This is a genomic window from Pseudomonas sp. MWU13-3659, assembly GCF_023757525.1.
In the GTDB taxonomy this organism is placed as follows: domain Bacteria; phylum Pseudomonadota; class Gammaproteobacteria; order Pseudomonadales; family Pseudomonadaceae; genus Aquipseudomonas; species Aquipseudomonas entomophila_E.
This window is the reverse complement of sequence record NZ_JAMSHW010000001.1, coordinates 396,910-423,273: the sequence shown is the minus strand read 5'-3', so window position 1 is coordinate 423,273 and position 26,364 is coordinate 396,910. Positions and strand designations below refer to the sequence as shown.

Sequence of the window (26,364 nt, the reverse complement as noted above, 5' to 3'; positions counted from 1 at the left end):
ACGTGTTCGGCAGATGCACGACCTGCCTGTAGGAGCCGGCTTGCCGGCGATGGGCTGCGCAGCAGCCCAGGTTCAGAGGGTTACACCGGCACCCCAAGCAACACGTACGACGGATGGAACTGCACGCTCAACGTGCTGCCTGCCTCCACCTTGTGCTGCACCAGCCATTGCTCCTCGGCAATGGCGCACAGCGTCTGGCCGTTGCCCAGTGCCAGGCGCACTTCGCTCGGGCCATCGCTATCGGCCAGCACCTCCTCGACCTTGGCTTGCAGGCAGTTGCTGCCGGGCTCCTGAATCTCATCCGCACCAAGCAACTGCACCCACCCCGCCTTCAGCAGTGCCACCACGGTCGCGCCCAACGCCAGTTCCAGCCGTTCGGTGCTGCCGCGTGTGATCAACGCTTCGATCTCAAGCCCACCACCCAGGTTCAGGCTGATGCGGTCATGCCGGCCTTCCCGGCGTAGCCCGCTGATTCGCCCCTGTAACTGGTTACGCGCGCTGGTGCGCAGCATCAGGCGCCCGAGCAGGTCGAGGTCGCTGGTCTCTTCGGCAGCCTCGAGGATCTGCGCTTGCAGGGCCTGCAGGCGCTGATAGAGGCGCAGCACCCGTTCACCCTCCGTGGACAACCGTGCGCCACCGCCGCCGCGCCCCCCGGTGCTGCGCTCCACCAAGGGTTGTGCCGCCAGGTTGTTGAGTTCGTCGATGGCGTCCCAGGCCGCCTTGTAGCTGATGCCGGCGGCTTTCGCCGCACGTGTGATCGAGCCTTGTTCGGCCACATGCTGCAACAGGGCGATGCGCTGTGGGCGGCGGGCGATGTGCTGGGTGAGCAGGGCGGGCAGGGACATGGGCGGGTATCGAATGTGGTGAATATCCCGCGACGTTGCCGCCCGCATCTGGTCAAGTCAAGCCTGGCCAGGGCGAGGGGTGCGTGCCAGGCAGTAGATATCGACGCGGCGGGCGCCGGCCCTGCGCAGCAGCGCGGCGATTGCCTGGGCGGTCGCGCCGGTGGTCATGACGTCGTCGACTACGGCCAGGTGCAGGCCTTTGACCTCTGTGCCTGGCGCCAGGGCGAAGGCCTGGCGCAGGTTGCGCTGCCGGGCGCTGGCGCCCAACGCCTGCTGGGCGGGCGTGTCGCGCGTGCGCTCCAGCAGGTGTTCATTCCAGGGCAGTTCAAGCTGCCTGGACAGCCAGCGACACAACATGGCTGCCTGGTTGAAGCCGCGCTGGCGCAGCCGACGCCTGGCTAAAGGAACAGGCAACAGCCGGTCGGGCCTCGGCAAGCCCATGCCATGACGATGTTCCACGGCATGCCCGAGTAATTGCGCCATCAACCGCCCAAGGGGCCACTGGCTGTGGTGCTTGAAGCGGCTGATCAGGGTGTCGACCGGGAAACCATAGTGCCAGGCGGCGACGACCCGGCTATAGGCGGGTGGGCGTCGACTGCAGCTGGCGCACGTGAGCCCGTCCAGTGACAGCGGCAAGGCGCAGTGCAGGCACTGTTCGCCCAGCCAGGGCAGTTCGCTCTCACAGGCCGCGCACACTGGGTAGGGCTGCCTGGCGGGCTCATCACAAAGCAAACATGTATGGTTATTATTTATACACTTGTAAACCAGTGATTTTATATTTGGTTGACAGTTCATAGGGCTTCCATGACTATGCGAGCTATCCGTGATGCGCTGGTAGGTTTTCCTGTCCCGGCGTCAGTCAGACCCTAGATAAGGAAACGCCGATGAGCGCCAGCGCAATTGCAACTACACGTCACGATTGGTCCCTGGCCGAGGTCAAGGCGCTGTTCCAGCAGCCGTTCAACGACCTGCTGTTCCAGGCCCAGACCATGCACCGCGCACATTTCGACCCTAATCGCGTGCAGGTTTCCACGCTGCTGTCGATCAAGACCGGTGCCTGCCCGGAAGATTGCAAATATTGTCCACAGTCCGGCCACTACAACACCGGGTTGGAAAAGCAGAAGTTGATGGAAGTGCAAAAGGTGCTGGAGGAGGCCGCCCGGGCCAAGGCCATCGGCTCGACCCGCTTCTGCATGGGGGCGGCGTGGAAGCACCCCTCGGCCAAGGACATGCCCTACGTGCTGGAGATGGTCAAAGGGGTCAAGGCCATGGGCCTGGAGACCTGCATGACCCTCGGCAAGCTCGACCAGGAGCAAACATTGGCCCTGGCCCAGGCCGGCCTCGACTACTACAACCACAACCTCGACACTTCGCCGGAGTTCTACGGCAGCATCATCACCACTCGCACCTACAGCGAGCGCTTGCAGACACTGGCCTATGTACGTGATGCCGGGATGAAGATCTGCTCCGGCGGCATCCTCGGCATGGGCGAGTCGCTGGACGACCGCGCCGGCCTGCTGATCCAGCTGGCCAACCTGCCCGAACACCCGGAGTCAGTGCCGATCAACATGCTGGTCAAGGTAGCGGGTACGCCGCTGGCCGAGGAAGAAGACGTCGACCCGTTCGACTTCATCCGCATGCTGGCCGTGGCCCGCATCCTCATGCCCAAGTCCCACGTGCGCCTGTCAGCCGGCCGCGAGCAGATGAACGAGCAGATGCAGGCCCTGGCTTTCATGGCCGGTGCCAACTCGATCTTCTACGGCGAGAAACTGCTGACCACCGCCAACCCGCAGGCCGACAAGGACATGCAACTGTTCGCCCGCCTCGGCATCAAGCCCGAAGCCCGTGAAGAGCATGCCGACGAAGTCCACCAGGCGGCCATCGAGCAGGCATTGGTCGAGCAGCGCAACAGCGAGCTGTTCTACGACGCAGCCTCGGCCTGAGCATGGCGTTCAACCTCGCCGCGCGGCTGGCCGAACGGCGTGCCGCCGACCTTTACCGGCAACGGCCACTGCTGCAAAGCCCGCAGGGGCCGCAGGTGGTGGTCGACGGCCAGCCACTGCTGGCGTTCTGCAGCAACGACTACCTGGGGCTGGCCAACCACCCTGACGTGATCCAGGCCTGGCGCGATGGCGCCGAGCGCTGGGGCGTCGGCGGCGGTGCCTCGCACCTGGTGATCGGTCACAGCACCCCCCATCACCAGGTCGAGGAGGCGCTTGCCGAGCTGACCGGGCGCCCGCGCGCGCTGCTGTTCTCCACCGGCTATATGGCCAACCTGGGCGCCATCACCGCCTTGGTGGGCCAGGGCGACACGGTGCTGCAGGACCGCCTCAACCACGCTTCGCTGCTCGACGGTGGCCTGCTCAGCGGCGCCCGCTTCAGCCGTTACCTGCACAACGACCCCGCGAGCCTCGCCAGCCGCCTGGAGAAGGCCACCGGCAATACACTGGTGGTCACCGATGGCGTGTTCAGCATGGATGGTGATTGCGCCGACCTGCCCGCCTTGGCTGGCGCGGCGCGGGCCCGTGGCGCCTGGCTGATGGTCGATGACGCCCATGGCCTGGGCACGCTGGGTGCCAACGGCGGCGGTCTGGTGGAACAGTTTGGCTTGGGCGTCGACGATGTGCCGGTGCTGATCGGCACCCTGGGCAAGGCCTGTGGCACTTCCGGTGCCTTCGTCGCCGGCAGCGAGGAACTGATCGAGGCACTGGTGCAGTTTGCGCGGCCCTATATCTACACCACCAGCCAGCCGCCTGCGCTGGCCTGCGCGACGCTCAAGGCACTGGAACTGTTGCGCCGCGACACCTGGCGCCGGGAGCACCTGACCGCGTTGATCCACCAGTTCCGCGAAGGGGCGCAGCAGATAGGTCTGACCCTGATGGACAGCCAGACGGCGATCCAGCCGATCTTGATTGGCGATGCCGGACGCGCCATGGCGCTGTCGCGCAAACTGCGTGAGCGCGGTTTGCTGGTCACCGCGATCCGCCCACCCACCGTGCCCGCTGGCAGCGCACGTTTGCGTGTAACCCTGAGCGCGGCCCACAGTGAGGCTCAGGTCCAGCTATTGTTGAATGCATTGGCCGAGTGTTATCCACAGCTGGAGTCCGCCGATGCGTAACCGACTGATCCTCCTGCCCGGCTGGGGGCTGGGCACCGCGTCCCTGGAGCCGTTGGCCGCCAGCCTGCGTGCCCAGGACTCGCGCCTGCAGGTCGAACTGATGCCGCTGCCGGAACTGCCCGACAGCGATCTCCAGGCCTGGGTCGATCATCTCGACCGCAAGCTGCCCACCGACGTATGGCTGGGCGGCTGGTCACTGGGCGGCATGCTCGCCAGCCTGCTGGCCCACAAGCGCGGCGACCACTGCTGCGGCTTGCTGACCCTGGCCAGCAACCCCTGTTTCGTCGCTCGCCCCGACTGGCCCCACGGCATGGCGCCGGACACTTTCGGTACTTTTCTCGACGGTTGCCGCAGCCATACCCACGTCACCCTCAAGCGCTTTCGCACCCTGTGCAGCGACGGCGCCCTGCAGCCGCGCACCTTGTTGCGCCAGCTTGGCGTGGGGGTGCCGGACACTGACCCGTTGTACCTGGCCAATGGCCTTGAAGTACTGGCCAAGCTGGACACCCGCGCCGCGCTGGAGCAATACGGCGGCCCGCAGCTTCATCTGTTCGCCGGCAGCGACGCTCTGGTGCCGGCCGATGCGGCCAAGGCCCTGAGCGATCTGTTGCCGGACGTGGAAGTCGGCCTGGTTGAAGACAGTTCCCACGCCTTCCTGCTGGAATATCCACAGGAGCTGGCGGCGGGCATCAAGAGTTTCCTGCATGAGAGTGGCGATGACTGACCTTTCCCACCCAACCCTGCCCGGCGCCCTGCCGGACAAGCGCCAGGTGGCGGCTTCGTTCTCCCGCGCGGCGGCCAGCTACGACAGTGTCGCGGCCCTGCAGCGCGCGGTCGGTGTTGCCTTGCTGGACAAGCTGCCCGACGGCCTGGCGCCTGCGCGCTGGCTCGACATGGGCAGTGGCACCGGGCATTTCAGCCGGGTGCTGGCCGAGCGTTTCAGAGAGGCGAACGGTGTGGCCCTGGACATTGCCGAGGGCATGCTGCGCCATGCCCGCGAGCAAGGTGGCGCGCGCCACCATGTGGCCGGCGATGCCGAGCGCCTGCCGTTGCGTGACGCCAGTGTCGACCTGTTGTTCACCAGCCTGGCGGTGCAGTGGTGCGGCCAGTTCGCCAGTGTGCTCGATGAGGCGCGGCGGGTCCTGCGTCCAGGCGGTGTACTGGCATTCAGCAGCCTGTGCGTGGGCACATTGGAAGAGTTGCGCGCCAGCTGGCAGGCAGTGGACGGCATGGTTCACGTCAACCGCTTCCGCCGTTTCGAGGACTACCAGCGGCTGTGCGGCGACAGTGGCCTGCAACTGCTCGTCCTGGAGCGTCGCCCCCATGTCCTCCATTACCCGGACGTGCGCAGCCTGACCCATGAACTCAAGGCGCTGGGCGCCCACAACCTCAACCCGGGGCGCCCTTCCGGGCTCACCGGCCGGGCGCGGATGCAGGGCCTGTTGCAGGCCTACGAACAGTTCCGTCAGCCGCAGGGCCTGCCGGCCACTTACCAGGTGGTCTATGGTGTGTTGCGCAAACCCATGGCGCAGGAGCAGTAGCATGAGCCAGGCCTATTTCATCGCCGGCACCGACACCGACGTGGGCAAGACCACCATCGCCGCCGGCCTGCTGCACGCGGCGCGGCAACTGGGCATGAGTACCCTGGCGGCCAAGCCAGTGGCTTCCGGCTGTACGGTTTCCGGCAAGGGGCTGCGTAACAGCGATGCCCTGGCCTTGATCGACGAGAGCACGATCAAACTGCCTTACGAAGTGGTGAACCCGTTCGCCTTCGAGCCGGCGATAGCTCCGCACGTGGCGGCACGTGAGGCAGGGGTGGCATTGAACGTGTCGACCTTGAGTGATGCCATGCGCCACGTTCTCGCCCAAGGTGCCGACTTCACGTTGATCGAAGGGGCAGGGGGATGGCGGGTGCCACTGTCCGACACTGCCAACCTTTCGGACCTGGCCATTGCTCTGAAGCTGCCGGTGATCCTGGTAGTTGGGGTGCGCCTTGGTTGTATCAACCACGCCTTGCTCAGTGCCGAGGCCATTGCCCGCGATGGGCTGCAGTTGGCCGGTTGGGTGGCGAACATCGTCGATCCGCGCACATCGCGCCTGGAAGAGAATCTCTCCAGCCTGGCCGAACGCTTGCCGGCGCCGTGCCTCGGGCGTGTCCCCTGGCTCAAGCAGGCGGGGGCGGATGCGGTGGCCGAGCACTTGCAACTGGACTTGCTGGACTAGCGTGGTCTGATTTGGCGCGACCTCTGTAGGAGCGGCTTTAGCCGCGATCACCCGCAAAGCGGGTGCCAGGCACCGCGTCGCCTGCATCGCGGCTAAAGCCGCTCCTACAGCTCCCTGCGTGAACCCATATCGCCGGGCTCTATTGGATGGCACTAGGCTATTAGTGATTTAAACGGGCCTTTTGCCTGATGTGCTGCTTTAATAAGGCCTGTTCACTATCCAGCGTCACGGAGTCCTGACATGGAAATCAATGCGAGCTCCGCCTTCTACGCGGGCCTTGGCGCCATCCAAAACGGGCAGAACCGCGTCGACCAGGCCGCCCAGCAGATCGCCAGTGGCGCGGTCGAGCGCGGCGAGGAAAGCGGCCAGTCCAGCCAATTCCAGGCCGAACGCCTGCGCGGCGTCGATCGCAGCCAGCAGTTGGACCTGGCCACCAGTACCGTGCAGCTGGCGCTGGGCAAGCACGAGGTCGAACTGGGCGTGAAAGTCGCCAAGGCTTCGGACGAAATGCTCGGCCGTTTCATCGACACCTACGCCTGACCTGCTGAATCACATCCGGCTACACCCTCGCGGGGCAAACCCGCTCCCATGCCCCGCTGAGCGGTGATTGCGTGGGAGCAGGCTTGCCCCGCGATGCGTTCAGGTGGGCATGGCGGAAATACCATGTTCGGCGACTGAAATGGCACCATAGTGCCTTCTTGACATTGGCGCCACCTAAACGTAAGTTTCAAACAACTGTTTGACCGAAAGCCGCCAAGAGCTGGTCGGTATCCGCGGTCTCCCCACCGAACTCATCACAGAGGTTCATCGCAATGCCTGATTACAAAGCCCCCTTGCGTGATATCCGCTTCGTTCGCGACGAACTGCTCGGCTATGAGGCGCACTATCAGAGCCTGCCGGGCTGCCAGGACGCGACGCCAGACATGGTCAACGCGATCCTGGAAGAAGGCGCGAAATTCTGTGAGCAGGTGCTGGCACCGCTGAACCGCGTCGGCGACCTGGAAGGCTGCACCTGGAGCGAATCGGGCGTGAAGACCCCGACCGGCTTCAAGGAAGCCTACGAGCAATTCGTCGAAGGTGGCTGGCCGAGCCTGGCCCATGACGTCGCCCATGGCGGCCAGGGCCTGCCCGAGTCGCTGGGCCTCACGCTCAGCGAAATGGTCGGCGAGTCGAACTGGTCGTGGGGCATGTACCCAGGCCTGTCCCACGGCGCAATGAACACCATCTCCGAGCACGGCACCCCCGAGCAGCAAGAGACCTACCTGACCAAACTGGTGTCCGGCGAGTGGACCGGCACCATGTGCCTGACCGAGCCGCACTGTGGCACCGACCTCGGCATGCTGCGCACCAAGGCCGAACCTCAGGCCGACGGCAGCTACAAGGTTTCCGGCACCAAGATCTTCATCTCGGCCGGTGAGCACGACATGGCCGACAACATCGTCCATATCGTCCTGGCCCGCCTGCCCGATGCACCGGCCGGTACCAAGGGTATCTCGCTGTTCATCGTGCCGAAGTTCCTGCCGAACGCCGAAGGCGGCGTAGGCGAGCGCAACGGCGTGAGCTGCGGCTCCCTGGAACACAAGATGGGCATCCACGGCAACGCCACCTGCGTGATGAACTTCGACGCTGCCACCGGCTACCTGATCGGCCCGGCCAACAAGGGCCTGAACTGCATGTTCACCTTCATGAACACTGCCCGCCTGGGGACCGCCCTGCAGGGCCTGGCCCACGCCGAAGTGGCGTTCCAGGGTGGCCTGAAGTACGCCCGTGACCGCCTGCAGATGCGCTCCCTGACTGGCCCGAAAGCGCCGGAAAAGGCCGCTGACCCGATCATCGTCCACCCGGACGTGCGTCGCATGCTGCTGACCATGAAGGCCTTCGCCGAAGGCAACCGTGCCATGGTCTACTTCACCGCCAAGCAGGTGGATATCGTCAAGTACAGCCAGGACGAGGAAGAGCGCAAGAAGGCCGACGCCCTGCTGGCCTTCCTCACCCCGATCGCCAAGGCATTCATGACCGAAGTCGGCTTCGAGGCCGCCAACCACGGTGTGCAGATCTACGGTGGCCACGGCTTCATCGCCGAGTGGGGCATGGAGCAGAACGTGCGCGACAGCCGTATCTCGATGCTGTACGAAGGCACTACCGGTATCCAGGCCCTCGACCTGCTCGGCCGTAAAGTGCTGATGACCCAGGGCGAGGCGCTCAAGGGCTTTACCAAGATCGTCCACAAGTTCTGCCAAGGGCAGGAAGGCAACGCCGCTACCAAAGAGTTCGTCGAGCCACTGGCGGCGATCAACAAGGAGTGGGGCGAGCTGACCATGAAGATCGGCATGGCCGCCATGAAGGACCGCGAGGAAGTGGGTGCCGCTTCGGTGGATTACCTGATGTACTCCGGCTATGCGTGCCTGGCCTACTTCTGGGCCGACATCGCCCGCCTGGCTGCCGAGAAACTGGCTGCCGGCACCAGCGAAGAGGCGTTCTACACCGCCAAGCTGCAGACCGCGCGCTTCTACTTCCAGCGCATCCTGCCGCGCACCCGCTCGCACGTGGCGGCGATCCTGTCCGGCGCCGACAACCTGATGGCGATGAAGGAAGAAGACTTCGGTCTTTCCATCTAAGCCCGCCGGTTGTACGAAAAACCGCCTGCCCTCACCGGCAGGCGGTTTTTTTTGCTCCCTGTAGGAGCGGCTTCAGCCGCGATGATGGCGGTGGGTTCACCGACGCATTCGCGGATAAATCCGCTCCTACAGGAACCGCGTGAACATGAAGAATCCGACCAGGTGTCGCATCCAGTAACGAGAAAGTCTCAAGCTTCGCCCCTGATCTGCCGTTAAAGCGGGCATCTGTATTCATCTATTCATGTGCACTGCCGATGAAGTAGGGGCACAATGCCATTATTGATCTGCCGGGTCGGAGATTACCCTTGTTTCGTCTATCCGCTGTACGCGCGAGCCATTTCCTGCCTTCGCTGATTCTGTTGCTGGCAGGGCTTGCGGCAGCCTATGTAAGAGACCTCAGCGTCTTCTTCACATCGCTGTTCAACGTTCTTCCCACCTTGGTGCTGCTGCTGGGGGGCGCCTACTGCGCCGTGTACCGCCGCCAGCGCGAGCTGTTCCTGATGGTGGCGGTGTACATCGCCTACTTTCTGCTCGACACCCAGACCGACTACTACCGAGACAATGGCCGGGTGCGCGACGACGCCGCGGTGATCTTCCACCTGGTCTGCCTGTTGTTGCCCGCGTTGTTCGGCTTGTATGCCGCCTGGCAGGAGCGCACCCACCTGGCCCAGGACATGCTCGCCCGGTTTGCCGTGCTGTTCGCCGTCGGCAGCGTAGCGGTGGCTCTGGAACAGAGCTTCCCAGAGGCTCTGCTGGGCTGGCTGGCGGAGATCCGCTGGCCATCGCTGCACGGGCAGTGGATGAGCCTGATCCAACTGGCCTACCCGCTGTTCCTGGCGGTATTCATCTTGCTGGTGGTGCAGTACCTGCGTGAACCCAGGCCGCTGCACGCGGCGCAGGTCATCGGCCTGATCGGCATCTTCTGGATGCTGCCCAAGACCTTCATCCTGCCCTTCACCCTCAACATCATGTGCAGCCAGGTGATGCTGATGATCGCCGCGGCGGTTTCCCACGAGGCCTACCAGATGGCCTTCCGCGACGAGCTGACCGGCCTGCCGGGGCGCCGTGCGCTGAACGAGCGCATGCAGCGGCTGGGGCGCAACTATGTGATTGCCATGACCGACGTCGACCACTTCAAGAAATTCAACGACACCCACGGCCACGATGTCGGCGACCAGGTGTTGCGGCTGGTCGCCAGCCGTTTGTCCAAGGTCACCGGAGGTGGGCGCGCCTACCGCTATGGCGGCGAGGAGTTCGCCCTGGTATTCGCCGGCAAGACCGCCGAGGAATGCCTGCCCCACCTGGAGGCGGTGCGCGAGATGATCGCCAACTACGCTATTCAGCTACGGGACCAGAACAGCCGCCCCAATGATGACTCTGCCGGCCGGCAGCGCCGAGGGGGCGGGGCCAGCAGCACGGTGTCGGTGACCATCAGCATCGGTGTCGCCGAGCGTCAGGTCGATCACCGCAACCCCGACGAAGTGCTCAAGTCCGCCGACCAGGCGCTCTACAGCGCCAAGGGCGCGGGGCGCAACTGTGTGATGACCTTCGGTCAGCAATCACGGCGTGGCGCCGTTCGCATGGCGTGACTATCTGCGACTATTCAGTCGCATGATGACCCTATGTCTCGTAAAAGTTGTTCGGTTACACTGCGTTCATCCCAGTGCCGCGGCCCCGACGGGCCGCCCCGACCCCGATAGCGAGAGGTTGTCATGGCTGAATATAAAGCGCCCCTGCGTGACATGGGCTTCGTCCTCAATGAAGTCTTCAACGTGGCCGAGCTCTGGTCGCAGCTGCCCGCCCTGGCCGAAGTGGTCGACGCGGACACCGCCATGGCGGTACTTGAGGAAGCCGGCAAGGTCACTGGCAAGACCATCGCTCCGCTGAGCCGCGCCGCCGACGAAGAGGGCTGCCATTGGGACAACGGCGCGGTACGCACCCCGGCAGGCTTCATTGACGCCTACAAGACCTATGCCGAAGGTGGTTGGGTGGGTGTTGGCGGTGATCCGCTGTTGGGTGGCATGGGCATGCCCAAGGTGATCTCGGCCCAGGTCGAGGAGATGGTCAACGCTTCGAGCCTGGCCTTCGGCCTGTACCCGATGCTGACCGCCGGCGCCTGCCTGTCGATCAACGCCCACGCCAGCGAAGCGCTCAAGGAACAGTACCTGCCGAACATGTACGCGGGTGTCTGGGCGGGCTCCATGTGCCTCACCGAGCCCCATGCCGGCACCGACCTGGGGATCATCCGCACCAAGGCCGAACCGCAGGCCGATGGCAGCTACAAGGTCAGCGGCACCAAGATCTTCATCACCGGCGGCGAGCACGACCTCACCGAGAACATCATCCACCTGGTGCTGGCCAAGCTGCCGGACGCCCCGGCGGGCCCGAAAGGCATCTCGCTGTTCCTGGTGCCCAAGTTCCTGGTCAACCAGGATGGCAGCCTGGGCGCGCGCAACCCCGCCAACTGCGGCTCGATCGAGCACAAGATGGGCATCCAGGGCTCGGCCACCTGCGTGATGAACTTCGACGAAGCGGTCGGCTACATCGTCGGCGAGCCGAACAAGGGCCTGGCGGCCATGTTCACCATGATGAACTACGAACGTCTTGGCGTTGGCATCCAGGGCCTGGCTTCGGCCGAGCGCTCCTACCAGAACGCCGTGGAGTACGCCCGCGACCGTCTGCAAAGCCGTGCTCCGACCGGCCCGCAAGCGAAAGACAAGGTGGCCGATCCGATCATCGTCCACCCGGATGTGCGCCGCATGCTGCTGACCATGAAGGCGCTGACCGAAGGCGGTCGCGCGTTCTCCACCTATGTGGCGATGCAGCTCGACAGCGCCAAGTACAGCGAAGACGCCGCCACCCGCAAGCGCAGCGAGGAACTGGTGGCGCTGCTGACCCCGGTGGCCAAGGCGTTCCTCACCGACCTGGGCCTGGAGTGCACTGTGCACGGCCAGCAAGTGTTCGGTGGCCATGGCTATATCCGTGAGTGGGGCCAGGAACAACTGGTGCGCGACGTGCGCATCACCCAGATCTACGAAGGCACCAACGGCATCCAGGCACTGGACCTGATGGGCCGCAAGGTGGTGGCCAGCGGTGGTGCCTACTACCAGCTGTTTGCCGACGAAGTCCGCCAGTTCATCGCCAGTGCCGGTGGCGAACTGGGTGAGTTCACCAAGCCATTGGCGGCTTCCCTCGACCAGCTCGACGAGCTGACCGCCTGGGTGCTGGACAAGGCCAAGGGCAACCCCAACGAGATCGGTGCCGCATCGGTCGAGTACCTGCATGCGTTCGGTTATGTCGCCTATGCCTACATGTGGGCGTTGATGGCGCGTGCCGCCCAGGCGGGTGAGGGTGATGCCGATTTCTATGGCGCCAAGCTGGGGACCGCGCGCTTCTACTTCGCGCGCTTGCTGCCGCGGGTTCATTCGCTGGTGGCTTCGGTGAAGGCGGGGAGCGAATCGCTGTACCTGCTGGATGCCGCGCAGTTCTGAGTCGGGCCCGTTCGCCGGCAAGCCGGCTCCTACACGGAGAGCGCCGAACCTGTAGGAGCCGGCTTGCCGGCGAACCTCGGTAGCCTGGCCTTCACATAAAGACGGGTGTAATCCATAGAGGGGGCTGCGATGCAGCCCCTTGTCGTTTCCTACGTTTGGAGAGGTCATTTCGTGTAAGCATTCTCCTACACGACGTGGTGACTTTTCTCCTCTTTCCTAAGATTGGATCCACGGTTACTCTTTCTTACATGGACGGAGCGCAGGAAGCGCAATGGACAGAACAGGGACACCGTAGGATTTCCTGCCAGGATGGCGGGGTGAAAGGGAAGTCACAGGGAAACAGTCTGGAAAACCCCGCTTCGGCGGGGTTTTCTTTGTGCGCGTGTTTCAGCCAAGCACATCCAGTGGCGACACGCCAAGCTGACGTGCGTCGGTCTCTTCCTCCAGCAGGGTTCGCAGCAGCTCGACCGAGGCTTGCTGGCGCTGGGCATCGCGAAACACCAGGCCGACCTTCAGCGGTACCCGCGGCTCGCTCAATGGTTTCCACAACAGCGCCTGGTCATCCTCCGCGGCATCCTTGGCCCGCCCGGGCAGGATGGTCGCCAGCGCGGTGTGCGCCAGGCTGTCGAGGATCCCCGCCATGTTGTTCATCTCTGCCTGCACCTGCGGCCTGCGCCCCAGGTTGGCCAGCTGTGCCTTCCAGATCTGGCGGATCTGGAACTCCTCTCCCAGCATCAGCATCGGCAGCTCCGCCGCCTGGCGGATCGAGACTTTCTTGAAGTCCTTGAGCGGGTGGTTGTTGGGAATGACCAACTGCAGCTCGTCCTCGTACAGCATCAAGCCATGCAGGCCGGGTTGGCGCGGCGGCAGGTAGCTGATGCCGATGTCCAGGCTGCCATTGAGCAGGCGCCGCTCGATCTCCAGCCCCGACAGTTCGTAGATCTGCACCACAAGATGCGGCTGCGCACGGCGCACGCGCTCCAGCAGCTGCGGCACCAGGCTCGGCCTCACGGTCTGCAGCACACCGATAGCCAAGGTGCGCAACGACTGGCCCTTGAAGTTGCGCATGGCTTCGTGGGCCCGTTGCAAGCCATCGAGCAAGGGCAGGGCATGGTTGTACAGGGTATGGGCGGCCAGGGTAGGCAGCAGGCGTTTGTTGCTGCGCTCGAACAGGTTCAGGTCGAGGCTGTGCTCGAGCTGGCGGATCTGTTGTGAAAGGGCCGGCTGGGACAGCGACAGGCGCTCGGCGGCGCGGCCTACATGGCCTTCTTCATAGACCGCGACGAAATAGCGCAGTTGGCGGAAATACATAAGCAACACTTATCGAAAAAGCTGGAAAATCGGAATGGCCCCAGCGTGCCTTGGCGCCTAGTCTATCGCCGTATTCCAGAGGGTTACAGCGATCATTGCGAAGATTGTTACCCCGGATGAGAAACACTTTTGATAGGCAAGGCAAAATATTCATCACCCGGCGCCAGACCGGGCCTTGACCGCTCACGACCGTGAAAGGCTGGAACCTCGATGAACCTGTTCAACCTGCGCCGTCCGGCCCCTGCGCCGGCAGAGCCAAAGCGTGCACCGGCCGCCGAGGCGGCCCCGGCGCAGACTGCCCGCAATCGCTTGATGCCCAGCACCGCACATGCGCCGCAGGTGTTTGTGCGTGGCCAGGGCTCCTGGCTGTGGGACAGCGAAGGGCATGCCTTCCTGGACTTCACCCAGGGCTGCGCGGTCAACAGCCTCGGCCACAGCCCGAGCGTGCTGGTCAAGGCGCTGGGCGACCAGGCCCAGGCGTTGATCAACCCTGGCTCGGGTTTGCATAGCCATGGCCTGCTGAGCCTGGTCGACCGGCTGTGCCAGAGCACCGGCAGCGACCAGGCCTACCTGCTCAACAGCGGCGCCGAAGCTTGCGAAGGGGCAATCAAGCTGGCGCGCAAATGGGGCCAACTGCACCGTAATGGTGCCTACCACATCATCACCGCCAGCCAGGGCTGTCATGGCCGTAGCCTGGGGGCGTTGTCGGCTTCCGATCCGCTGCCATGCAACCGCTGCGAACCAGGCCTGCCAGGTTTCAGCAAGGTGCCGTTCAACGACCTCGCGGCGCTGCATGCGGAGGTCGATTCGCGCACCGTGGCGATCATGCTCGAGCCGATCCAGGGCGAGGCCGGGGTGATCCCGGCGACCCGGGACTACCTCCAGGGCGTCGAACGGCTGTGCCGTGAGCTGGGCATCCTGCTGATTCTCGATGAGGTACAGACCGGCATCGGGCGCTGCGGCGCGCTGCTGGCGGAAGAAACCTACGGCGTACGCGCCGACATCATCACCTTGGGCAAAGGCCTGGGTGGCGGCGTGCCATTGGCCGCGCTGCTGGCACGGGGCAGCGCCTGCTGCGCCGAACCGGGGGAGCTGGAGGGCAGCCACCACGGCAACGCGTTGATGAGCGCGGCCGGCCTGGCCGTGTTGCGCACGGTGCAGGAGCCCGGCTTCCTCGAACACGTGCAAGACAGCGGCCGTCATCTGCGCGATGGCCTCAGCCGCCTGGCCGGGCGCTATGGCCAGGGCGAGGTGCGTGGCCAGGGCCTGTTGTGGGCCATGCAGTTGCAAGCGGCCGAGGCTGGTGAGCTGGTCGAGGCGGCGCTGCAGGAAGGCTTGCTGCTCAACGCCCCGCAGGCCGATGTGCTGCGCTTCTCGCCAGCCCTGACCGTGAGCAAGGGCAACATCGACGAGATGCTGGTACGCCTGGCCGGCGCCTTCGCCCGCCTGCATGCCCGGCAGCAGGGCCGCCGCGAGGTATCGGCCTGAACGGCCGCCCCGGCAAATTGAATTTCAACGAACCGTCTCGCGTTTCTGCGCATCGCCCCTGGCCTGCAGTATTTGGCCCGGGGCGTTTTTTTTGCCGCGCGCGCGGCGGTGGAACCTCTGTGCTGGGCGGCGGGTCTGTGTTGAAACCCTTCAAGGAGCGTACCCCATGGACTTCATCCGCATCATCATCGCCATCATCCTGCCGCCACTGGGGGTGTTCCTCCAGGTCGGGTTCGGTGGGGCGTTCTGGCTGAATATCCTGCTGACCCTGCTGGGCTATATCCCAGGGATCGTCCATGCGGTGTACATCATCGCCAAGCGTTGAGCCGAGGCCGGCCTCAGCGGCTGGCCACCTTCGGCTTGTATGCGCAGTAGCCTGGCCGCGGCCCGATCTTCGGGTGATTGCGGCAGGTGTCCGGGCGCTTGTCATAAATGGTGCACAGGCGGCTCTTGCGGTCCAGATAGAGGCAGTCGTCGTTGCTCATCCGGGTCAGGGTGAAGATCCCCGACTTCTGGTTGAAGCGCTCGATGATGCCGTCCTTCTGCAGGCGCTTGGCGATGTTCTTCGGCGGCTCGTCTTTCTCGAATTCATCCACCACGCCAATGCGGATCAGATCCTTGATCTTCACCTCCACCGGCAGGGTGCAGCAGGTCGAGTGGCAGCCGCCGCACATGTGGCTGGCGTAACGCTGCCAGGTCTCCAGGCGGTCGACTTCGGCGGCGGCGATCAGGGTCGGTTTCATGGTTGCGGTTTTATTCTTGCAAGGGAAATCACGGTTTCAGGGCGCGCGATGATACCGGAGTTGTTCAAATTGTGAACAACCTTTTGCCGGGTTTGCCGGTGCTCGATGAAAACCGCGAACCGTCGCTGTCGCTCCGTGTCAGAGCGTCTAGGCTGAACACTCTCCCTGCGCTTTCGCCCATTTGCCCGAGGATGCCCCATGTCCCAGGAAACCGAAGCCCGTGACGAAAAGGACCATAGTGCAGAGGTGGCGGCCTTTCGCGCCGCCGTGCTGGCCAAGCTGACCTACGCGGTCGGCAAGGACCCGGAGCACGCCTTCGACCACGACTGGTTCGAAGCCATCGCCCTGGCGGCCCGCGATCACATGGTCGATCACTGGATGGACCACACCCGGCGGGCCTACCGCCGCAGCCAGAAGCGCGTCTACTACCTCTCCCTCGAATTCCTCATCGGCCGCTTGCTGTACGACAGCCTGAGCAACCTCGGTTACCTGGAGATTGCCCGCGAGGCCCTGCAAGGGCTGGACGTGGACCTCGAGCGCATCCGCCTGCTCGAGCCCGACGCGGCGCTGGGCAACGGTGGCCTGGGGCGGTTGGCGGCGTGCTTCATGGAGAGCATGTCGACCTTGGGCATCGCCGCCCACGGCTATGGCATCCGTTACGAACACGGCCTGTTCCGCCAGGCGGTGGTCGATGGCTGGCAGCAGGAGCAGACCGAGAACTGGCTGGACTTCGGCAACCCCTGGGAATTCGAGCGGGCCGAGGTGATCTACCCGATCAGCTTCGGCGGCAGCGTCGAGACCGTGACTGAAGCCGGTGGCCAGCAGCACCAGGTCTGGTGGCCAGGCGAGACGGTGCGGGCGGTGGCCTACGACACGCCGGTGGTCGGCTGGCGCGGGGCCAGCGTCAACACCTTGCGCCTGTGGCGTGCCCGGGCCCTGGAAGAGCTGCACCTGGAGCGTTTCAATGCTGGCGATCACTTGGGGGCGGTGGCTGAAGTGGCGCGTGCCGAAAGCATCTCGCGGGTGCTGTACCCGGCCGACAGTACCGAGGCCGGGCAGGAACTGCGCCTGCGCCAGGAGTATTTCTTCGTCTCCGCCTCGTTGCAGGATCTGCTGCGCCGTCACCTGAACATGCATGAAACTTTGCTCAACCTGCCGGATGCCGCCGCGATCCAGCTCAATGACACGCACCCGTCGATCGCGGTCGCAGAGTTGATGCGCCTGCTGGTCGACCAGCATGAGATTCCCTGGGACAAGGCCTGGCAGCTGACCGTTGGCACCCTGGCCTACACCAACCACACCCTGCTGCCCGAGGCGCTGGAAACCTGGCCGGTGGCGTTGATGGAGCGCATGCTGCCGCGGCACATGCAGATCATCTATTTGATCAACGCCTATCACATCGATTCGCTGCGGGCCAAAGGCCTGCACGACTTCGACGTGCTGCGCGCGGTGTCGCTGATCGAGGAAGACAATGGCCGGCGGGTGCGCATGGGCAACCTGGCCTTCCTCGGTTCGCACAGCGTCAACGGTGTGTCGGCGCTGCACAGCAAGTTGATGAAGAGCACGGTGTTCGCCGAGCTGCACAAGCTCTACCCGCAGCGGATCAACAACAAGACCAACGGCATTACCTTCCGCCGCTGGCTGTACCAGTCCAACCCGCCGCTTACCGCCATGCTGATCGAGGCCCTGGGCCCGGAGGTGCTGGACGACCCGGAGGGCAGGCTCAAGGCGCTGGTGCCGTTCGCCGACAAAGCCACCTTCCGCGCGCAGTTCGCCGCCCAGCGCCTGCACAGCAAGCGCGCGCTGGCCAGCATCATCCAGGACCGCCTGGGGGTGACGATCAACCCGGAGGCGTTGTTCGACGTGCAGGTCAAGCGTATCCACGAGTACAAGCGCCAGTTGCTCAACCTGCTGCACACCGTGGCGCTGTACCAGGCCATTCGCAACGACCCCGGCATCGACTGGGTGCCGCGGGTGAAGATTTTCGCCGGCAAGGCCGCGGCCAGCTATCACCAGGCCAAGCTGATCATCAAGCTGGCCAACGACATCGCCCGGGTGGTCAACAACGACCCCACCGTGCGTGGCCTGCTCAAGGTAGTGTTCCTGCCCAACTACAACGTCAGCCTGGCCGAGAGCATCATCCCCGCGGCGGACCTGTCCGAGCAGATATCCACCGCCGGCTACGAGGCATCCGGTACCAGCAACATGAAGTTCGGCCTCAACGGCGCGCTGACCATCGGTACCCTCGACGGCGCCAACGTCGAGATGTGCGAGCAGGTGGGGGCGGAGAACATGTTCATCTTCGGCCTGACCGCCCAGCAGGTGGAGGCGCGCAAGCGCAGTGGTGATTTTGGCGCCGCTGCGGCGATCGGCGCCTCGCACCGCCTGGGGGATGTGTTGCAGGCGATCCGCAGCGGAGTGTTCTCGCCGGACGATCCGGCGCGCTATGCCGGTTTGGTCGACGGGCTGGTCGCCTATGACCGCTTCCTGGTGTGCGCCGATTTCGACGCCTACTGGGATGCCCAGCGCCGGGTCGAGGAGTTGTGGCATGCGCCGCAGGACTGGTGGCGCATGGCAGTGCTCAATACGGCGCGGATGGGCTGGTTTTCGTCGGACCGGACCATTCGCGAGTATGCGACCGAGATCTGGAAGGCTTTGGATTGAGCTAGCGGTTCGCCGGCAAGCCGGCTCCTGCACGTACCCGTAGGAGCCGGCCTTGCCGGCGAACCGCCGCTACGCAGGGCCCAAGCCGACCACTGACCGGCCTCTCGCTGAACTCAAGCCCGCCCGACGAGTCTCTTTGCTCGCTAGCGCTGCACTCTCCCTGTAAACTGCGGGGGTTTTTCTCACCCTTTCCATTTCGGAGCCATACATGTCCCGCGTTACCCTGAGTCGCTATCTGATTGAGCAGACCCGCAGCAACAATACCCCTGCCGATCTGCGCTTCCTGATCGAAGTGGTGGCGCGTGCGTGCAAGGAGATCAGCCACCACGTGTCCAAGGGCGCCCTCGGCGGCGTGCTGGGCAGCATGGGCACCGAAAACGTGCAGGGCGAGGTGCAGAAGAAGCTCGACGTGATCTCCAACGACATCCTGCTCGAAGCCAACGAGTGGGGCGGCCACCTGGCCGGCATGGCGTCCGAGGAAATGGACAACGCCTACCAGATCCCGGGCAAATACCCCAAAGGCGCCTACCTGCTGGTCTTCGACCCGTTGGACGGTTCGTCGAACATCGACGTCAACGTCTCGGTCGGCACCATCTTCTCGGTACTGCGTTGCCCTAACCAGTACCTGAGCCAGAACGAAAGCCTCAACGAAGCGGCCTTCCTGCAGCCTGGCACCGAGCAGGTCGCCGCCGGTTACGCCATCTATGGCCCGCAGACCATGCTGATCCTGACCCTGGGCAACGGCGTCAAGGGCTTCACCCTGGACCGCGAGCTGGGCAGCTTCGTGCTCACCCACGAAAACATCCGTGTACCGGAAACCACCGCCGAATTCGCCATCAACATGTCCAACCAGCGTCACTGGGAAGCCCCGGTACAGCGTTACGTGGGCGAGCTGCTGGCCGGTGAGACCGGCCCGCTGAAAAAGAACTACAACATGCGCTGGATCGCCTCGATGGTGGCCGACGTGCACCGCATCCTGACCCGTGGCGGCCTGTTCATGTACCCGCGCGACGCCCGTGAACCGAGCAAGCCGGGCAAGCTGCGCCTGATGTACGAGGCCAACCCTATGTCCTTCATCATCGAGCAGGCCGGCGGCGCCTCCACCAACGGTTACGATCGCATCCTCGACATCAAGCCGGAGAGCCTGCACCAGCGCGTGTCGGTCATCCTCGGCTCGAAGGAAGAGGTCGAGCGCGTCACCGCCTACCACAAGGAGTAAGTCATGCTCGCACCTTGGCAGCCGTTGCTGGAATGGTGGTTCGGTTGGGGCGCCAGTCCCCAGGCCGTGGCTGACGAGAAGAGCACGCTGTGGTTTGGCAAGCACCACGACGACGAGGCGCGCGAGCGCTTCGGCGACTTGTGCACGCAGGCCCTGGCGGGCGGCCTTGACGAGTGGCAGCAGAGCCCGCAGGGCTGGCTGGGCCTGATCCTGCTGCTCGATCAGCTGCCGCGCATGCTCCACCGCGACACGCCGCTTGCCTTTGAAGGCGACCGACGGGCGCAGGTCGTGGCCATGCAAGGCCTGCAGAAGGACTGGGACCACCAGCTGCTCCCCATCCAGCGGGTGTTCGTGCTGCTGGTGTTGGAGCATGCCGAGGTGCTGGACTGGCAGAACCTGTGCGTCGAGCGCTATCAGGCGCTGCTGGCTGAGCAACCCGAGGCCAACCGCCGGTTGTTCGAAGGTTTCCTCGACTACGCAGAACAGCACCAGCGGGTGATTGCCCGGTTCGGGCGCTTCCCGCACCGCAACCTGGTGCTGGGGCGGCCGAGTACGAGCGAGGAGATGGACTTCTTGCTGGAGCCTGGGTCCCGCTTCTGAATTGCCGGGCCTGCTGCGCAGGCCTTTCGCGGCACAAGGCCGCTCCTACAGGGGATTGCGAATCTCTGTAGGAGCGGCCTTGTGCCGCGAATGGGCCGCAACGCGGCCCCGGGCCATGATCAGATCCTGAAGCTACCCACCAGGTGCTTCAACCGCTCGACCTGATGTTCCAGGTCGGTGCAGGCACGCAAGGTGCTCTGCAGGTTGTGCACCCCTTCCTGGTTCAACGTATTGATCTCGTTGATGTCGACATTGATCGACTCGACCACGGCCGTCTGCTCTTCGGTGGCGGTGGCCACCGACTGGTTCATGCCATCGATCTCGCCGATGCGCTGGGTGACGCTGCCCAGGCGTTCGCCGGCCTGGTTGGCGATGCCCACGCTGCGGTCGCTGTGCGCCTGGCTCTGGTTCATGGTGCTGACCGCCACCTGGGCGCCGGCCTGCAGTTCCTCGATCAGGCGCTGTACCTGCTGCGCCGAGTCCTGGGTGCGGTGGGCCAGGTTGCGCACCTCGTCCGCCACCACGGCGAAGCCACGGCCGGCCTCACCGGCGCGGGCAGCCTCGATCGCAGCGTTGAGCGCCAGCAGGTTGGTCTGCTGCGAGATGCCACTGATCACGTCGAGGATCTGGCCGATGTTCGCCGTGTGGTTGTTCAGGGTCTCGATGTTGCCGCTGGCGTCACTGATGCGTGCCGACAGCTGGTTCATCACGTCGATGGTCTCGCCGACCACTTGCTGGCCTTCCTCGGCCAGGCCTCGGGCGGCGCTGGAGTGCTGCGAGGCGAGGGCGGCGTTCTGGGCGATTTCCTGGGCGGCGGCACCCAGCTGATTGATCGCCGCGGCCACGCTGCTGGTGCGGCTCGACTGCTGGTCGGCGTTGTGGATCGAGGCGTTGGAGGCATTGACCACCTGGCCGGCCACGGCATTCACCTGGCCGGTGGCCGAGGCCACTTCACGGATGGATTCGTGGATCCGCTCGACGAAGCGGTTGAACGACTGCGCCAGGCTGCCGAACTCGTCCTGGGCGTGGATGTTCAGGCGCCGGGTCAGGTCGCCTTCGCCCTCGGCGATATCGCGCATGGCGCGGCCCATGACGTGCAGTGGCTCCATCAGCACGCGGATCAGCAAGCCCAGCAGGGCGATGATCACCACCACGGCGATCAGCGTCGCCACCACCGCCGAGGTGCGCAGTTCACCCAGCATGGCGAAGGCCGCGTCCTGGTCCAGCACTAGCGCCACGTACCAGTCCGCCGACGGCACGCCGTCGACATGGGTGAAACTGATGAACTGCTTGCGGCCGTCGACTTCGACCTCTTCAAGGCCGCTGCCGATGCGCAGGGCGCTGCCGGGATAGACATCGGCCAGGGTCTTGAGCGCCAGCTCGGCCTTGGGGTGGATGAGCACCTTGCCTTCGCCGTTGACGATGAAGGCATGCCCGCGGCCGCCGAAGTCCAGGGTGTTGATCAGGTTGCTGATGGTCTGCAGGTCGGTGTCCACGCCGCTCACGCCGATCATGCGCCCACCTTGTTGCACCGGGGTGGCGAGGGTGATCACCAGCTTGCCGGCCGAAACCGAGATGTACGGCTCGGTGACGATGGTCTGGCCCGCCGCGCTGGCCGCTTTGTACCAGCCGCGCACGCGCGGGTCGTAGTCGGCGGCGCGGTTGCCCACCGGCACCGACTGCATGCTGCCGTCCTGGCCGCCGAAGTAGGTGAGGATGAAGTTGCTGCCATACACCGGCAGCGCCAGGATGCGGTCGAGGCTGTTCTTGCCCGGGCCGTCGACGGCGACCTGCTGGGCCACCGAGTTCACCAGCTGGATGCGGCTGTCGAGCCAGGTGCGGATGTTGCCGGCGGTGAGGTTGCCCAGTGACTGCAACGTCGACTCCGTGTCGCTGCGCAGCGACTGGCGCTGTCGGTAGTCGTTGAACAGGACGAAGCAGGTGAAGGCAACAGCGACCACCAGGGCGGCGGCCAGCAGGATCTTGTGGCTGAACTTGAGGTTCTTGGTCATTTTTTTGAAGTCTGCGCACGGGCACGAAGGAGGGGTGGGTGCGGCAAAAGGCCACACCACGGCTCTGTGTCGGTACGCCGGGATAAAACATTAATCGTTTGCGCACCAGGCGACCAACGGCGCACAACGAAACCTCGACGGGCAGGGAACCGAGCAGCCATTTTCCCTTCTAAGCTCCCTGCAGGCCCTCGTACCTGTGTACCTATCTCCAGGAGTGTCCCTTCATGTCGTTGCGTTCCCTCGCCCTGTTGTCCTTGTGCGTCGTCCTGACTGCCTGCAGCAAGATCAACCAGGAAAACTATTCCAAGCTCAAGGCCGGCATGAACAAGGCCGATGTCGAGCAACTGCTCGGTACACCGAAAGAGTGTTCCGGCGCGCTGGGCATGAGCAGCTGCACCTGGGGTGACGAGAAGAGCTTCATCAGCGTGCAGTACGCTGCCGACAAGGTCCTGATGTATTCCGGTCAGGGGCTCAAATGAGGCGCCTGCACCTGCTGTTGGGGGTTTGCCTGGTGATGCTGCTGGGTGGCTGCGCCACCTCGGCCACCGACCCGCTGGCACCGAAGACCGCAGGTGCGGTCGATCTGAAGCGTTACCAGGGCAAGTGGTTCGAGCTGGCGCGCCTGCCGATGAAGTACCAGGACGGCTGCGCCCAGTCCGAGGCCCACTACAACCTGAAGCCGGACGGCAGCGTGGGCGTGCTCAATCGCTGCCGCACCATGGGCGATGAGTGGCTGCGCGCAGAAGGGCATGCCACGCCGCAGCAGCCGGGGCACACCGACAAGCTGTGGGTGGAGTTCGACAACTGGTTCACCCGGCTGGTGCCTGGCGTGGCCAAGGGCGCGTACTGGATCCTCTATGTGGACGATCGCTATCGCACGGCGATCGTCGGCAGCCCGGACCGCAAGTACCTGTGGATACTTTCGCGCACGCCTTCGTTGCCGGCCTGGGAGCGGGAGAACCTGCTGGCCAGGGCGCGGCAGCAGGGCTTCGATACCCGTCGGCTGATCTGGCGCACGCCGGACAAGGACATCGTCGCCCGGCATTGAGGCCGTAAGGCTTGAATGCTTGAGTCGCAGGGGCCTGTAGGAGCGGCTTTAGCCGCGAACCCCGGCAAGGCCGGGGGCTGGCACCGCGTTGTTTGCATCGCGGCTGAAGCCGCTCCTACAGGATATGTGCTCAGGCCAGGAGCTGGCGCAGTACCTCGATAAACGCCACCGCGCTTGCCTCTTCCTGTTCATGCCGCCCCTGGCGCACCACCCACTGGCCGTTGACCATGACATCGCGGACCTGGCGGTCGCCACCGGCGAACAGCCAGCGGTTCAGGATGGCATCGCCATCGGCCACGGCCAGGTACGGGTCCTGCCCATCCAGCACCAGCCAGTCAGCCCGTTTGCCCACCGCCAGTTCGCCGATCGGCTGCCCCAGCGCCTGGGCACCGCCTACCAGCGCGGCGTCGTACAAGGTCCGCCCGACCATCGGCTGGTCCGCGCGATACAGCCGGTTGCGCCGTTGGTCGCGCAGGCGCTGGCCATATTCCAGCCAGCGTAGCTCCTCGACCACACTAAGCGACACATGGCTGTCCGAACCGATCCCCATTCGCCCGTTTTGGGCCAGGAAATCCACGGCCGGGAAGATGCCATCGCCCAGGTTGGCCTCGGTGGTCAGGCACAGCCCGGCCACCGCGCCACTGCGGGCCATGGCGGCGACTTCGTCGGCTTCGGCGTGGGTGGCGTGAACCAGGCACCAGCGCTCATCCACCTCGACATGCTCGTACAGCCATTGCAGTGGGCGGCGGCGGCTCCAGGCCAGGCAGTCGTCGACTTCCTTCTGTTGCTCGGCGATGTGGATATGGATCGGGCAAGCCTTGTCGCTGGCGCCCAGCACATCGGCGATCTGCCCTGGGGTGACCGCGCGCAAGGAGTGGAAGCACAGCCCCAGTTGCTGCGCCGGCTGTTGCGCCAGCAGCGGGGCAAGCTGTTGCTGCAGTTGCAGGTACTGTTCGGTCGAGTTGATGAAGCGGCGCTGCCCCTCATTGGGCGCCTGCCCGCCAAAGCCCGAATGGCTGTAGAGCACCGGCAGCAGGGTCAGGCCAATGCCGCTTGCCGCTGCGGCGGCGCTGATGCGCCGGGACAGCTCGGCCGGATCGGCGTAGCGCTGGCCGGCCTGGTCATGGTGCACGTAGTGGAATTCCGCCACCGAGGTGTAGCCGGCCTTGAGCATCTCGATGTAGAGCTGGCGGGCGATGACTTGCAACTGCTCGGGGGTGATGCGCCCGACCAGGCGATACATGAGATCGCGCCAGGTCCAGAAACTGTCATTGGGGTTGCCGGCCACTTCCGCCAGCCCCGCCATGGCCCGTTGGAACGCGTGCGAGTGCAGGTTGGGCATGCCCGGCAGCAACGGGCCGGCCAGGCGCTCGGCGCCTTCGGCGTCGGCATCGGCCATGATCGCGGCCAGTCGGCCATCGGCGGCGACCTCCAGACGGACATTGCGGGCCCAGCCCGTGGGGAGCAGGGCGCGTTCGGCGAAAAAGGCTGGCATCGGTGAAATCCTGTTATTGTTCAACTTGTATATACATATACAGCCGTTTGCCTGCCGGGTAAACTCCGGCAAGCTACCGTTCACTCCAACCGTACAAGGACTCAACGCCGTGCCGACACTTCCTGTCTCCGCGCTGGTTGCCCAGATGGGCGAAGGGCCGGCGCCGCTCTACGCCCGGGTGAAACAGATGATCATCCAGCAGATCGAGAGCGGCAGCTGGCCGCCTCATCATCGGGTGCCTTCCGAGAGCGAACTGGTCAACGAGCTGGGCTTCAGCCGCATGACCATCAACCGCGCGCTGCGCGAGCTGACCGCCGAGGGCCTGCTGGTGCGCATGCAGGGCGTCGGCACCTTCGTCGCCGAACCCAAGACCCGCTCGGCGCTGTTCGAGGTCAACAACATCGCCGACGAGATCGCCGGCCGTGGCCACCAGCATAGCTGCCAGGTGATCAAGCTCGCCGAGGAAGCCGCCGGCTCCGAGCGCGCCCTGGCCCTGGACATGCGCGAAGGCCAGCGGGTGTTCCACTCGCTGATCGTGCATTACGAGAACGGCGTGCCGGTGCAGATCGAGGACCGCTATGTCAACGCGGCCATCGCCCCGGACTACCTCAAGCAGGACTTCACCCGGCAGACGCCCTACGCTTACCTGTCGCAGGTCGCGCCGCTCACCGAGGGTGAGCACGTGGTCGAGGCCATCCTCGCCGAGCCTGAAGAATGCAAGCTGTTGCAGATCGAGCGGGGCGAGCCTTGCCTGTTGATCCGCCGCCGCACCTGGTCGGGCCGCCAACCGGTGACCGCCGCGCGCCTGATCCACCCCGGTTCCCGTCATCGCCTTGAAGGACGATTCAGCAAATGAGCCAGCTGCAGCTGTTGCGCGCCCATGACTACCCGCGCATGCCTTGGAAGAACGGTGGTGGTTTCACCGAAGAGATCACCCGTGACGCCGGCGACAGCCTGGATGGCTTCGGCTGGCGCCTGTCGATCGCCGATATCGAGGAGTCTGGTGGTTTTTCCACCTTCGCCGGCTATCAGCGGATCATCACCGTGCTTCAGGGTGATGGCATGCGCCTGCTGGTCGACGGGCAGGCCAGCCGTCCGCTGCTGCCGTTCGATGCGTTCGCCTTCAGTGGCGAGAGCCAGGTCAGCTGCAAGTTGCTGGGTGGGGCGATTCGCGATTTCAACCTGATCTATGCGCCGCAGCGGTATCAGGCGCGCTTGCAGTGGTTCGATGGCTCCAGCCGGTTGTTCAGTTCGGCGTCGACGGTGTTGCTGTTTGCCGCGAGCAATCATGTCGAGGTGGCGCTGGCCGGGCAGGGCACGCAGGAGCTTGGACGCTATGACTGCCTGCGGATCGATGGCAACGAGGGGTTGCTGGAGCTGGATGTGCAGGGGCGGTTCTGCCTGATCGAGCTGGTGGCTCGCTGAATTCGTAATCTGTGAACTGGGGCTGCTGCGCAGCCCTTTCGCGGCACAAGGCCGCTCCTACAGG

General features: G+C 64.7%; 24 protein-coding genes and 1 pseudogene. 18 read left to right on the top strand and 7 right to left on the bottom strand.

The genetic code is table 11. The annotated features are described in order from the left end of the window. Positions 1-80: 80 nt before the first annotated feature. The gene (locus NGM28_RS01880) at positions 81-845 is read right to left on the bottom strand and encodes a TOBE domain-containing protein (protein WP_252088498.1); all 765 of its coding nucleotides are present in this window, start codon (positions 843-845) and stop codon (positions 81-83) included. 57 nt (positions 846-902) lie between these two features. Further along, on the bottom strand, positions 903-1,640 hold the full coding sequence (locus NGM28_RS01875; RefSeq protein WP_240066891.1) for a ComFC family protein: 738 nt from the start codon (positions 1,638-1,640) through the stop codon (positions 903-905). An 89-nt stretch (positions 1,641-1,729) separates the two neighbouring features. Here NGM28_RS01875 and bioB point away from each other — a divergent pair, with 89 nt between their 5' ends. The 9 genes from bioB to NGM28_RS01830 all read left to right on the top strand — a co-directional run bounded on the left by bioB (position 1,730) and on the right by NGM28_RS01830 (position 12,295). Then, the gene (gene bioB, locus NGM28_RS01870) at positions 1,730-2,788 is read left to right on the top strand and encodes a biotin synthase BioB (protein ID WP_240066892.1); all 1,059 of its coding nucleotides are present in this window, start codon (positions 1,730-1,732) and stop codon (positions 2,786-2,788) included. A gap of 2 nt (positions 2,789-2,790) precedes the next feature. Continuing rightward, positions 2,791-3,963, top strand: a complete 1,173-nt coding sequence (bioF, locus tag NGM28_RS01865) for an 8-amino-7-oxononanoate synthase (RefSeq protein WP_240066893.1) — start codon at positions 2,791-2,793, stop codon at positions 3,961-3,963. Next, the gene (locus NGM28_RS01860) at positions 3,956-4,687 is read left to right on the top strand and encodes an alpha/beta fold hydrolase (protein ID WP_252088497.1); all 732 of its coding nucleotides are present in this window, start codon (positions 3,956-3,958) and stop codon (positions 4,685-4,687) included. Before bioF ends, NGM28_RS01860 begins: the two co-directional genes overlap by 8 nt. Next, positions 4,680-5,504: a malonyl-ACP O-methyltransferase BioC gene (gene bioC / locus NGM28_RS01855; protein ID WP_252088496.1), complete on the top strand. Its 825-nt coding sequence runs from the start codon at positions 4,680-4,682 to the stop codon at positions 5,502-5,504. The genes NGM28_RS01860 and bioC overlap by 8 nt, the downstream gene beginning before the upstream one ends. A 1-nt stretch (position 5,505) precedes the next feature. Continuing rightward, positions 5,506-6,186: a dethiobiotin synthase gene (bioD, locus tag NGM28_RS01850; RefSeq protein WP_240066896.1), complete on the top strand. Its 681-nt coding sequence runs from the start codon at positions 5,506-5,508 to the stop codon at positions 6,184-6,186. Between the two features lie 240 nt (positions 6,187-6,426). After that, a complete protein-coding gene (locus NGM28_RS01845) occupies positions 6,427-6,726 on the top strand; it encodes a pyrroloquinoline quinone biosynthesis protein PqqE (RefSeq protein ID WP_240066897.1) in 300 nt (99 codons plus the stop codon). 272 nt (positions 6,727-6,998) lie between these two features. Then, positions 6,999-8,804, top strand: coding sequence for a phenylacyl-CoA dehydrogenase (locus NGM28_RS01840; RefSeq protein ID WP_240066898.1), 1,806 nt, complete (start codon positions 6,999-7,001; stop codon positions 8,802-8,804). 305 nt (positions 8,805-9,109) lie between these two features. Further along, positions 9,110-10,393 carry a GGDEF domain-containing protein gene (locus NGM28_RS01835; RefSeq protein ID WP_240066899.1) on the top strand — a complete coding sequence of 428 codons (1,284 nt, stop codon included), beginning with the start codon at positions 9,110-9,112 and terminating at the stop codon, positions 10,391-10,393. A gap of 123 nt (positions 10,394-10,516) precedes the next feature. Next, entirely contained in the window at positions 10,517-12,295 is a 1,779-nt protein-coding gene (locus NGM28_RS01830) for an acyl-CoA dehydrogenase C-terminal domain-containing protein (protein WP_252088495.1), read from the top strand. A 387-nt stretch (positions 12,296-12,682) separates the two neighbouring features. On the opposite strand, the gene NGM28_RS01825 is transcribed toward NGM28_RS01830, so the two are convergent. After that, positions 12,683-13,606, bottom strand: coding sequence for a LysR family transcriptional regulator (locus NGM28_RS01825; RefSeq protein WP_252088494.1), 924 nt, complete (start codon positions 13,604-13,606; stop codon positions 12,683-12,685). A gap of 210 nt (positions 13,607-13,816) precedes the next feature. Here NGM28_RS01825 and NGM28_RS01820 point away from each other — a divergent pair, with 210 nt between their 5' ends. Together NGM28_RS01820 and NGM28_RS01815 are read left to right on the top strand one after the other, a co-directional pair. After that, complete coding sequence (locus NGM28_RS01820) at positions 13,817-15,094, top strand: aspartate aminotransferase family protein (RefSeq protein WP_252088493.1); 1,278 nt, start codon at positions 13,817-13,819, stop codon at positions 15,092-15,094. Between the two features lie 166 nt (positions 15,095-15,260). Beyond that, positions 15,261-15,419 carry a YqaE/Pmp3 family membrane protein gene (locus NGM28_RS01815; RefSeq protein ID WP_009681539.1) on the top strand — a complete coding sequence of 53 codons (159 nt, stop codon included), beginning with the start codon at positions 15,261-15,263 and terminating at the stop codon, positions 15,417-15,419. Between the two features lie 13 nt (positions 15,420-15,432). Here the strand turns inward: NGM28_RS01815 and NGM28_RS01810 are convergent, their stop codons facing one another. Beyond that, the gene (locus tag NGM28_RS01810; RefSeq protein ID WP_011536098.1) at positions 15,433-15,837 is read right to left on the bottom strand and encodes a YkgJ family cysteine cluster protein; all 405 of its coding nucleotides are present in this window, start codon (positions 15,835-15,837) and stop codon (positions 15,433-15,435) included. A gap of 198 nt (positions 15,838-16,035) precedes the next feature. Here NGM28_RS01810 and NGM28_RS01805 point away from each other — a divergent pair, with 198 nt between their 5' ends. The 3 genes from NGM28_RS01805 to NGM28_RS01795 all read left to right on the top strand — a co-directional run bounded on the left by NGM28_RS01805 (position 16,036) and on the right by NGM28_RS01795 (position 20,320). Further along, entirely contained in the window at positions 16,036-18,501 is a 2,466-nt protein-coding gene (locus NGM28_RS01805; protein ID WP_252088492.1) for a glycogen/starch/alpha-glucan phosphorylase, read from the top strand. Positions 18,502-18,709: 208 nt separating this feature from the next. Next, the gene (locus tag NGM28_RS01800) at positions 18,710-19,720 is read left to right on the top strand and encodes a class 1 fructose-bisphosphatase (protein ID WP_011536096.1); all 1,011 of its coding nucleotides are present in this window, start codon (positions 18,710-18,712) and stop codon (positions 19,718-19,720) included. Between the two features lie 3 nt (positions 19,721-19,723). Continuing rightward, entirely contained in the window at positions 19,724-20,320 is a 597-nt protein-coding gene (locus NGM28_RS01795; RefSeq protein ID WP_252088491.1) for a DUF924 family protein, read from the top strand. A gap of 119 nt (positions 20,321-20,439) precedes the next feature. On the opposite strand, the gene NGM28_RS28885 is transcribed toward NGM28_RS01795, so the two are convergent. Continuing rightward, the gene (locus tag NGM28_RS28885) at positions 20,440-21,165 is read right to left on the bottom strand and encodes a methyl-accepting chemotaxis protein (RefSeq protein WP_420806634.1); all 726 of its coding nucleotides are present in this window, start codon (positions 21,163-21,165) and stop codon (positions 20,440-20,442) included. Positions 21,166-21,294: 129 nt separating this feature from the next. After that, positions 21,295-22,332: pseudogene (locus tag NGM28_RS28880) on the bottom strand (HAMP domain-containing protein); the annotation flags it as partial. Between the two features lie 224 nt (positions 22,333-22,556). On the opposite strand from NGM28_RS28880, the gene bamE reads away from it, so the two are divergent. Next, complete coding sequence (gene bamE / locus NGM28_RS01785; protein ID WP_240066933.1) at positions 22,557-22,811, top strand: outer membrane protein assembly factor BamE domain-containing protein; 255 nt, start codon at positions 22,557-22,559, stop codon at positions 22,809-22,811. Beyond that, complete coding sequence (locus tag NGM28_RS01780) at positions 22,808-23,380, top strand: lipocalin family protein (RefSeq protein WP_240066932.1); 573 nt, start codon at positions 22,808-22,810, stop codon at positions 23,378-23,380. Before bamE ends, NGM28_RS01780 begins: the two co-directional genes overlap by 4 nt. Positions 23,381-23,510: 130 nt before the next feature. On the opposite strand, the gene NGM28_RS01775 is transcribed toward NGM28_RS01780, so the two are convergent. Beyond that, a complete protein-coding gene (locus NGM28_RS01775; protein ID WP_252088489.1) occupies positions 23,511-24,875 on the bottom strand; it encodes a formimidoylglutamate deiminase in 1,365 nt (454 codons plus the stop codon). Positions 24,876-25,020: 145 nt separating this feature from the next. Here NGM28_RS01775 and hutC point away from each other — a divergent pair, with 145 nt between their 5' ends. Further along, positions 25,021-25,731 (top strand): histidine utilization transcriptional repressor HutC, encoded by a 711-nt coding sequence (hutC, locus tag NGM28_RS01770; RefSeq protein WP_162042970.1) that lies wholly within the window; start codon positions 25,021-25,023, stop codon positions 25,729-25,731. Then, the gene (locus NGM28_RS01765; protein ID WP_252088488.1) at positions 25,728-26,300 is read left to right on the top strand and encodes a HutD/Ves family protein; all 573 of its coding nucleotides are present in this window, start codon (positions 25,728-25,730) and stop codon (positions 26,298-26,300) included. The genes hutC and NGM28_RS01765 overlap by 4 nt, the downstream gene beginning before the upstream one ends. Positions 26,301-26,364: the final 64 nt, after the last annotated feature.

What these genes read in the sequence shown, in the direction of transcription:
- NGM28_RS01815 (WP_009681539.1), top strand. Translation starts at nt 15,261, where the DNA reads ATGGACTTCATCCGCATCATCATCGCCATCATCCTGCCGCCACTGGGG.
- bioB (WP_240066892.1), top strand. Translation starts at nt 1,730, where the DNA reads ATGAGCGCCAGCGCAATTGCAACTACACGTCACGATTGGTCCCTGGCC.
- bioC (WP_252088496.1), top strand. Translation starts at nt 4,680, where the DNA reads ATGACTGACCTTTCCCACCCAACCCTGCCCGGCGCCCTGCCGGACAAG.
- NGM28_RS01775 (WP_252088489.1), bottom strand. Translation starts at nt 24,875, where the DNA reads ATGCCAGCCTTTTTCGCCGAACGCGCCCTGCTCCCCACGGGCTGGGCC.
- NGM28_RS01825 (WP_252088494.1), bottom strand. Translation starts at nt 13,606, where the DNA reads ATGTATTTCCGCCAACTGCGCTATTTCGTCGCGGTCTATGAAGAAGGC.
- bamE (WP_240066933.1), top strand. Translation starts at nt 22,557, where the DNA reads ATGTCGTTGCGTTCCCTCGCCCTGTTGTCCTTGTGCGTCGTCCTGACT.
- NGM28_RS01820 (WP_252088493.1), top strand. Translation starts at nt 13,817, where the DNA reads ATGAACCTGTTCAACCTGCGCCGTCCGGCCCCTGCGCCGGCAGAGCCA.
- NGM28_RS01880 (WP_252088498.1), bottom strand. Translation starts at nt 845, where the DNA reads ATGTCCCTGCCCGCCCTGCTCACCCAGCACATCGCCCGCCGCCCACAG.
- hutC (WP_162042970.1), top strand. Translation starts at nt 25,021, where the DNA reads ATGGGCGAAGGGCCGGCGCCGCTCTACGCCCGGGTGAAACAGATGATC.
- NGM28_RS01800 (WP_011536096.1), top strand. Translation starts at nt 18,710, where the DNA reads ATGTCCCGCGTTACCCTGAGTCGCTATCTGATTGAGCAGACCCGCAGC.
- NGM28_RS01840 (WP_240066898.1), top strand. Translation starts at nt 6,999, where the DNA reads ATGCCTGATTACAAAGCCCCCTTGCGTGATATCCGCTTCGTTCGCGAC.
- NGM28_RS01810 (WP_011536098.1), bottom strand. Translation starts at nt 15,837, where the DNA reads ATGAAACCGACCCTGATCGCCGCCGCCGAAGTCGACCGCCTGGAGACC.
- NGM28_RS01805 (WP_252088492.1), top strand. Translation starts at nt 16,036, where the DNA reads ATGTCCCAGGAAACCGAAGCCCGTGACGAAAAGGACCATAGTGCAGAG.
- NGM28_RS01780 (WP_240066932.1), top strand. Translation starts at nt 22,808, where the DNA reads ATGAGGCGCCTGCACCTGCTGTTGGGGGTTTGCCTGGTGATGCTGCTG.
- NGM28_RS01830 (WP_252088495.1), top strand. Translation starts at nt 10,517, where the DNA reads ATGGCTGAATATAAAGCGCCCCTGCGTGACATGGGCTTCGTCCTCAAT.
- NGM28_RS01860 (WP_252088497.1), top strand. Translation starts at nt 3,956, where the DNA reads ATGCGTAACCGACTGATCCTCCTGCCCGGCTGGGGGCTGGGCACCGCG.
- NGM28_RS01845 (WP_240066897.1), top strand. Translation starts at nt 6,427, where the DNA reads ATGGAAATCAATGCGAGCTCCGCCTTCTACGCGGGCCTTGGCGCCATC.
- NGM28_RS01795 (WP_252088491.1), top strand. Translation starts at nt 19,724, where the DNA reads ATGCTCGCACCTTGGCAGCCGTTGCTGGAATGGTGGTTCGGTTGGGGC.
- NGM28_RS01875 (WP_240066891.1), bottom strand. Translation starts at nt 1,640, where the DNA reads ATGAACTGTCAACCAAATATAAAATCACTGGTTTACAAGTGTATAAAT.
- NGM28_RS01765 (WP_252088488.1), top strand. Translation starts at nt 25,728, where the DNA reads ATGAGCCAGCTGCAGCTGTTGCGCGCCCATGACTACCCGCGCATGCCT.
- bioD (WP_240066896.1), top strand. Translation starts at nt 5,506, where the DNA reads ATGAGCCAGGCCTATTTCATCGCCGGCACCGACACCGACGTGGGCAAG.
- bioF (WP_240066893.1), top strand. Translation starts at nt 2,791, where the DNA reads ATGGCGTTCAACCTCGCCGCGCGGCTGGCCGAACGGCGTGCCGCCGAC.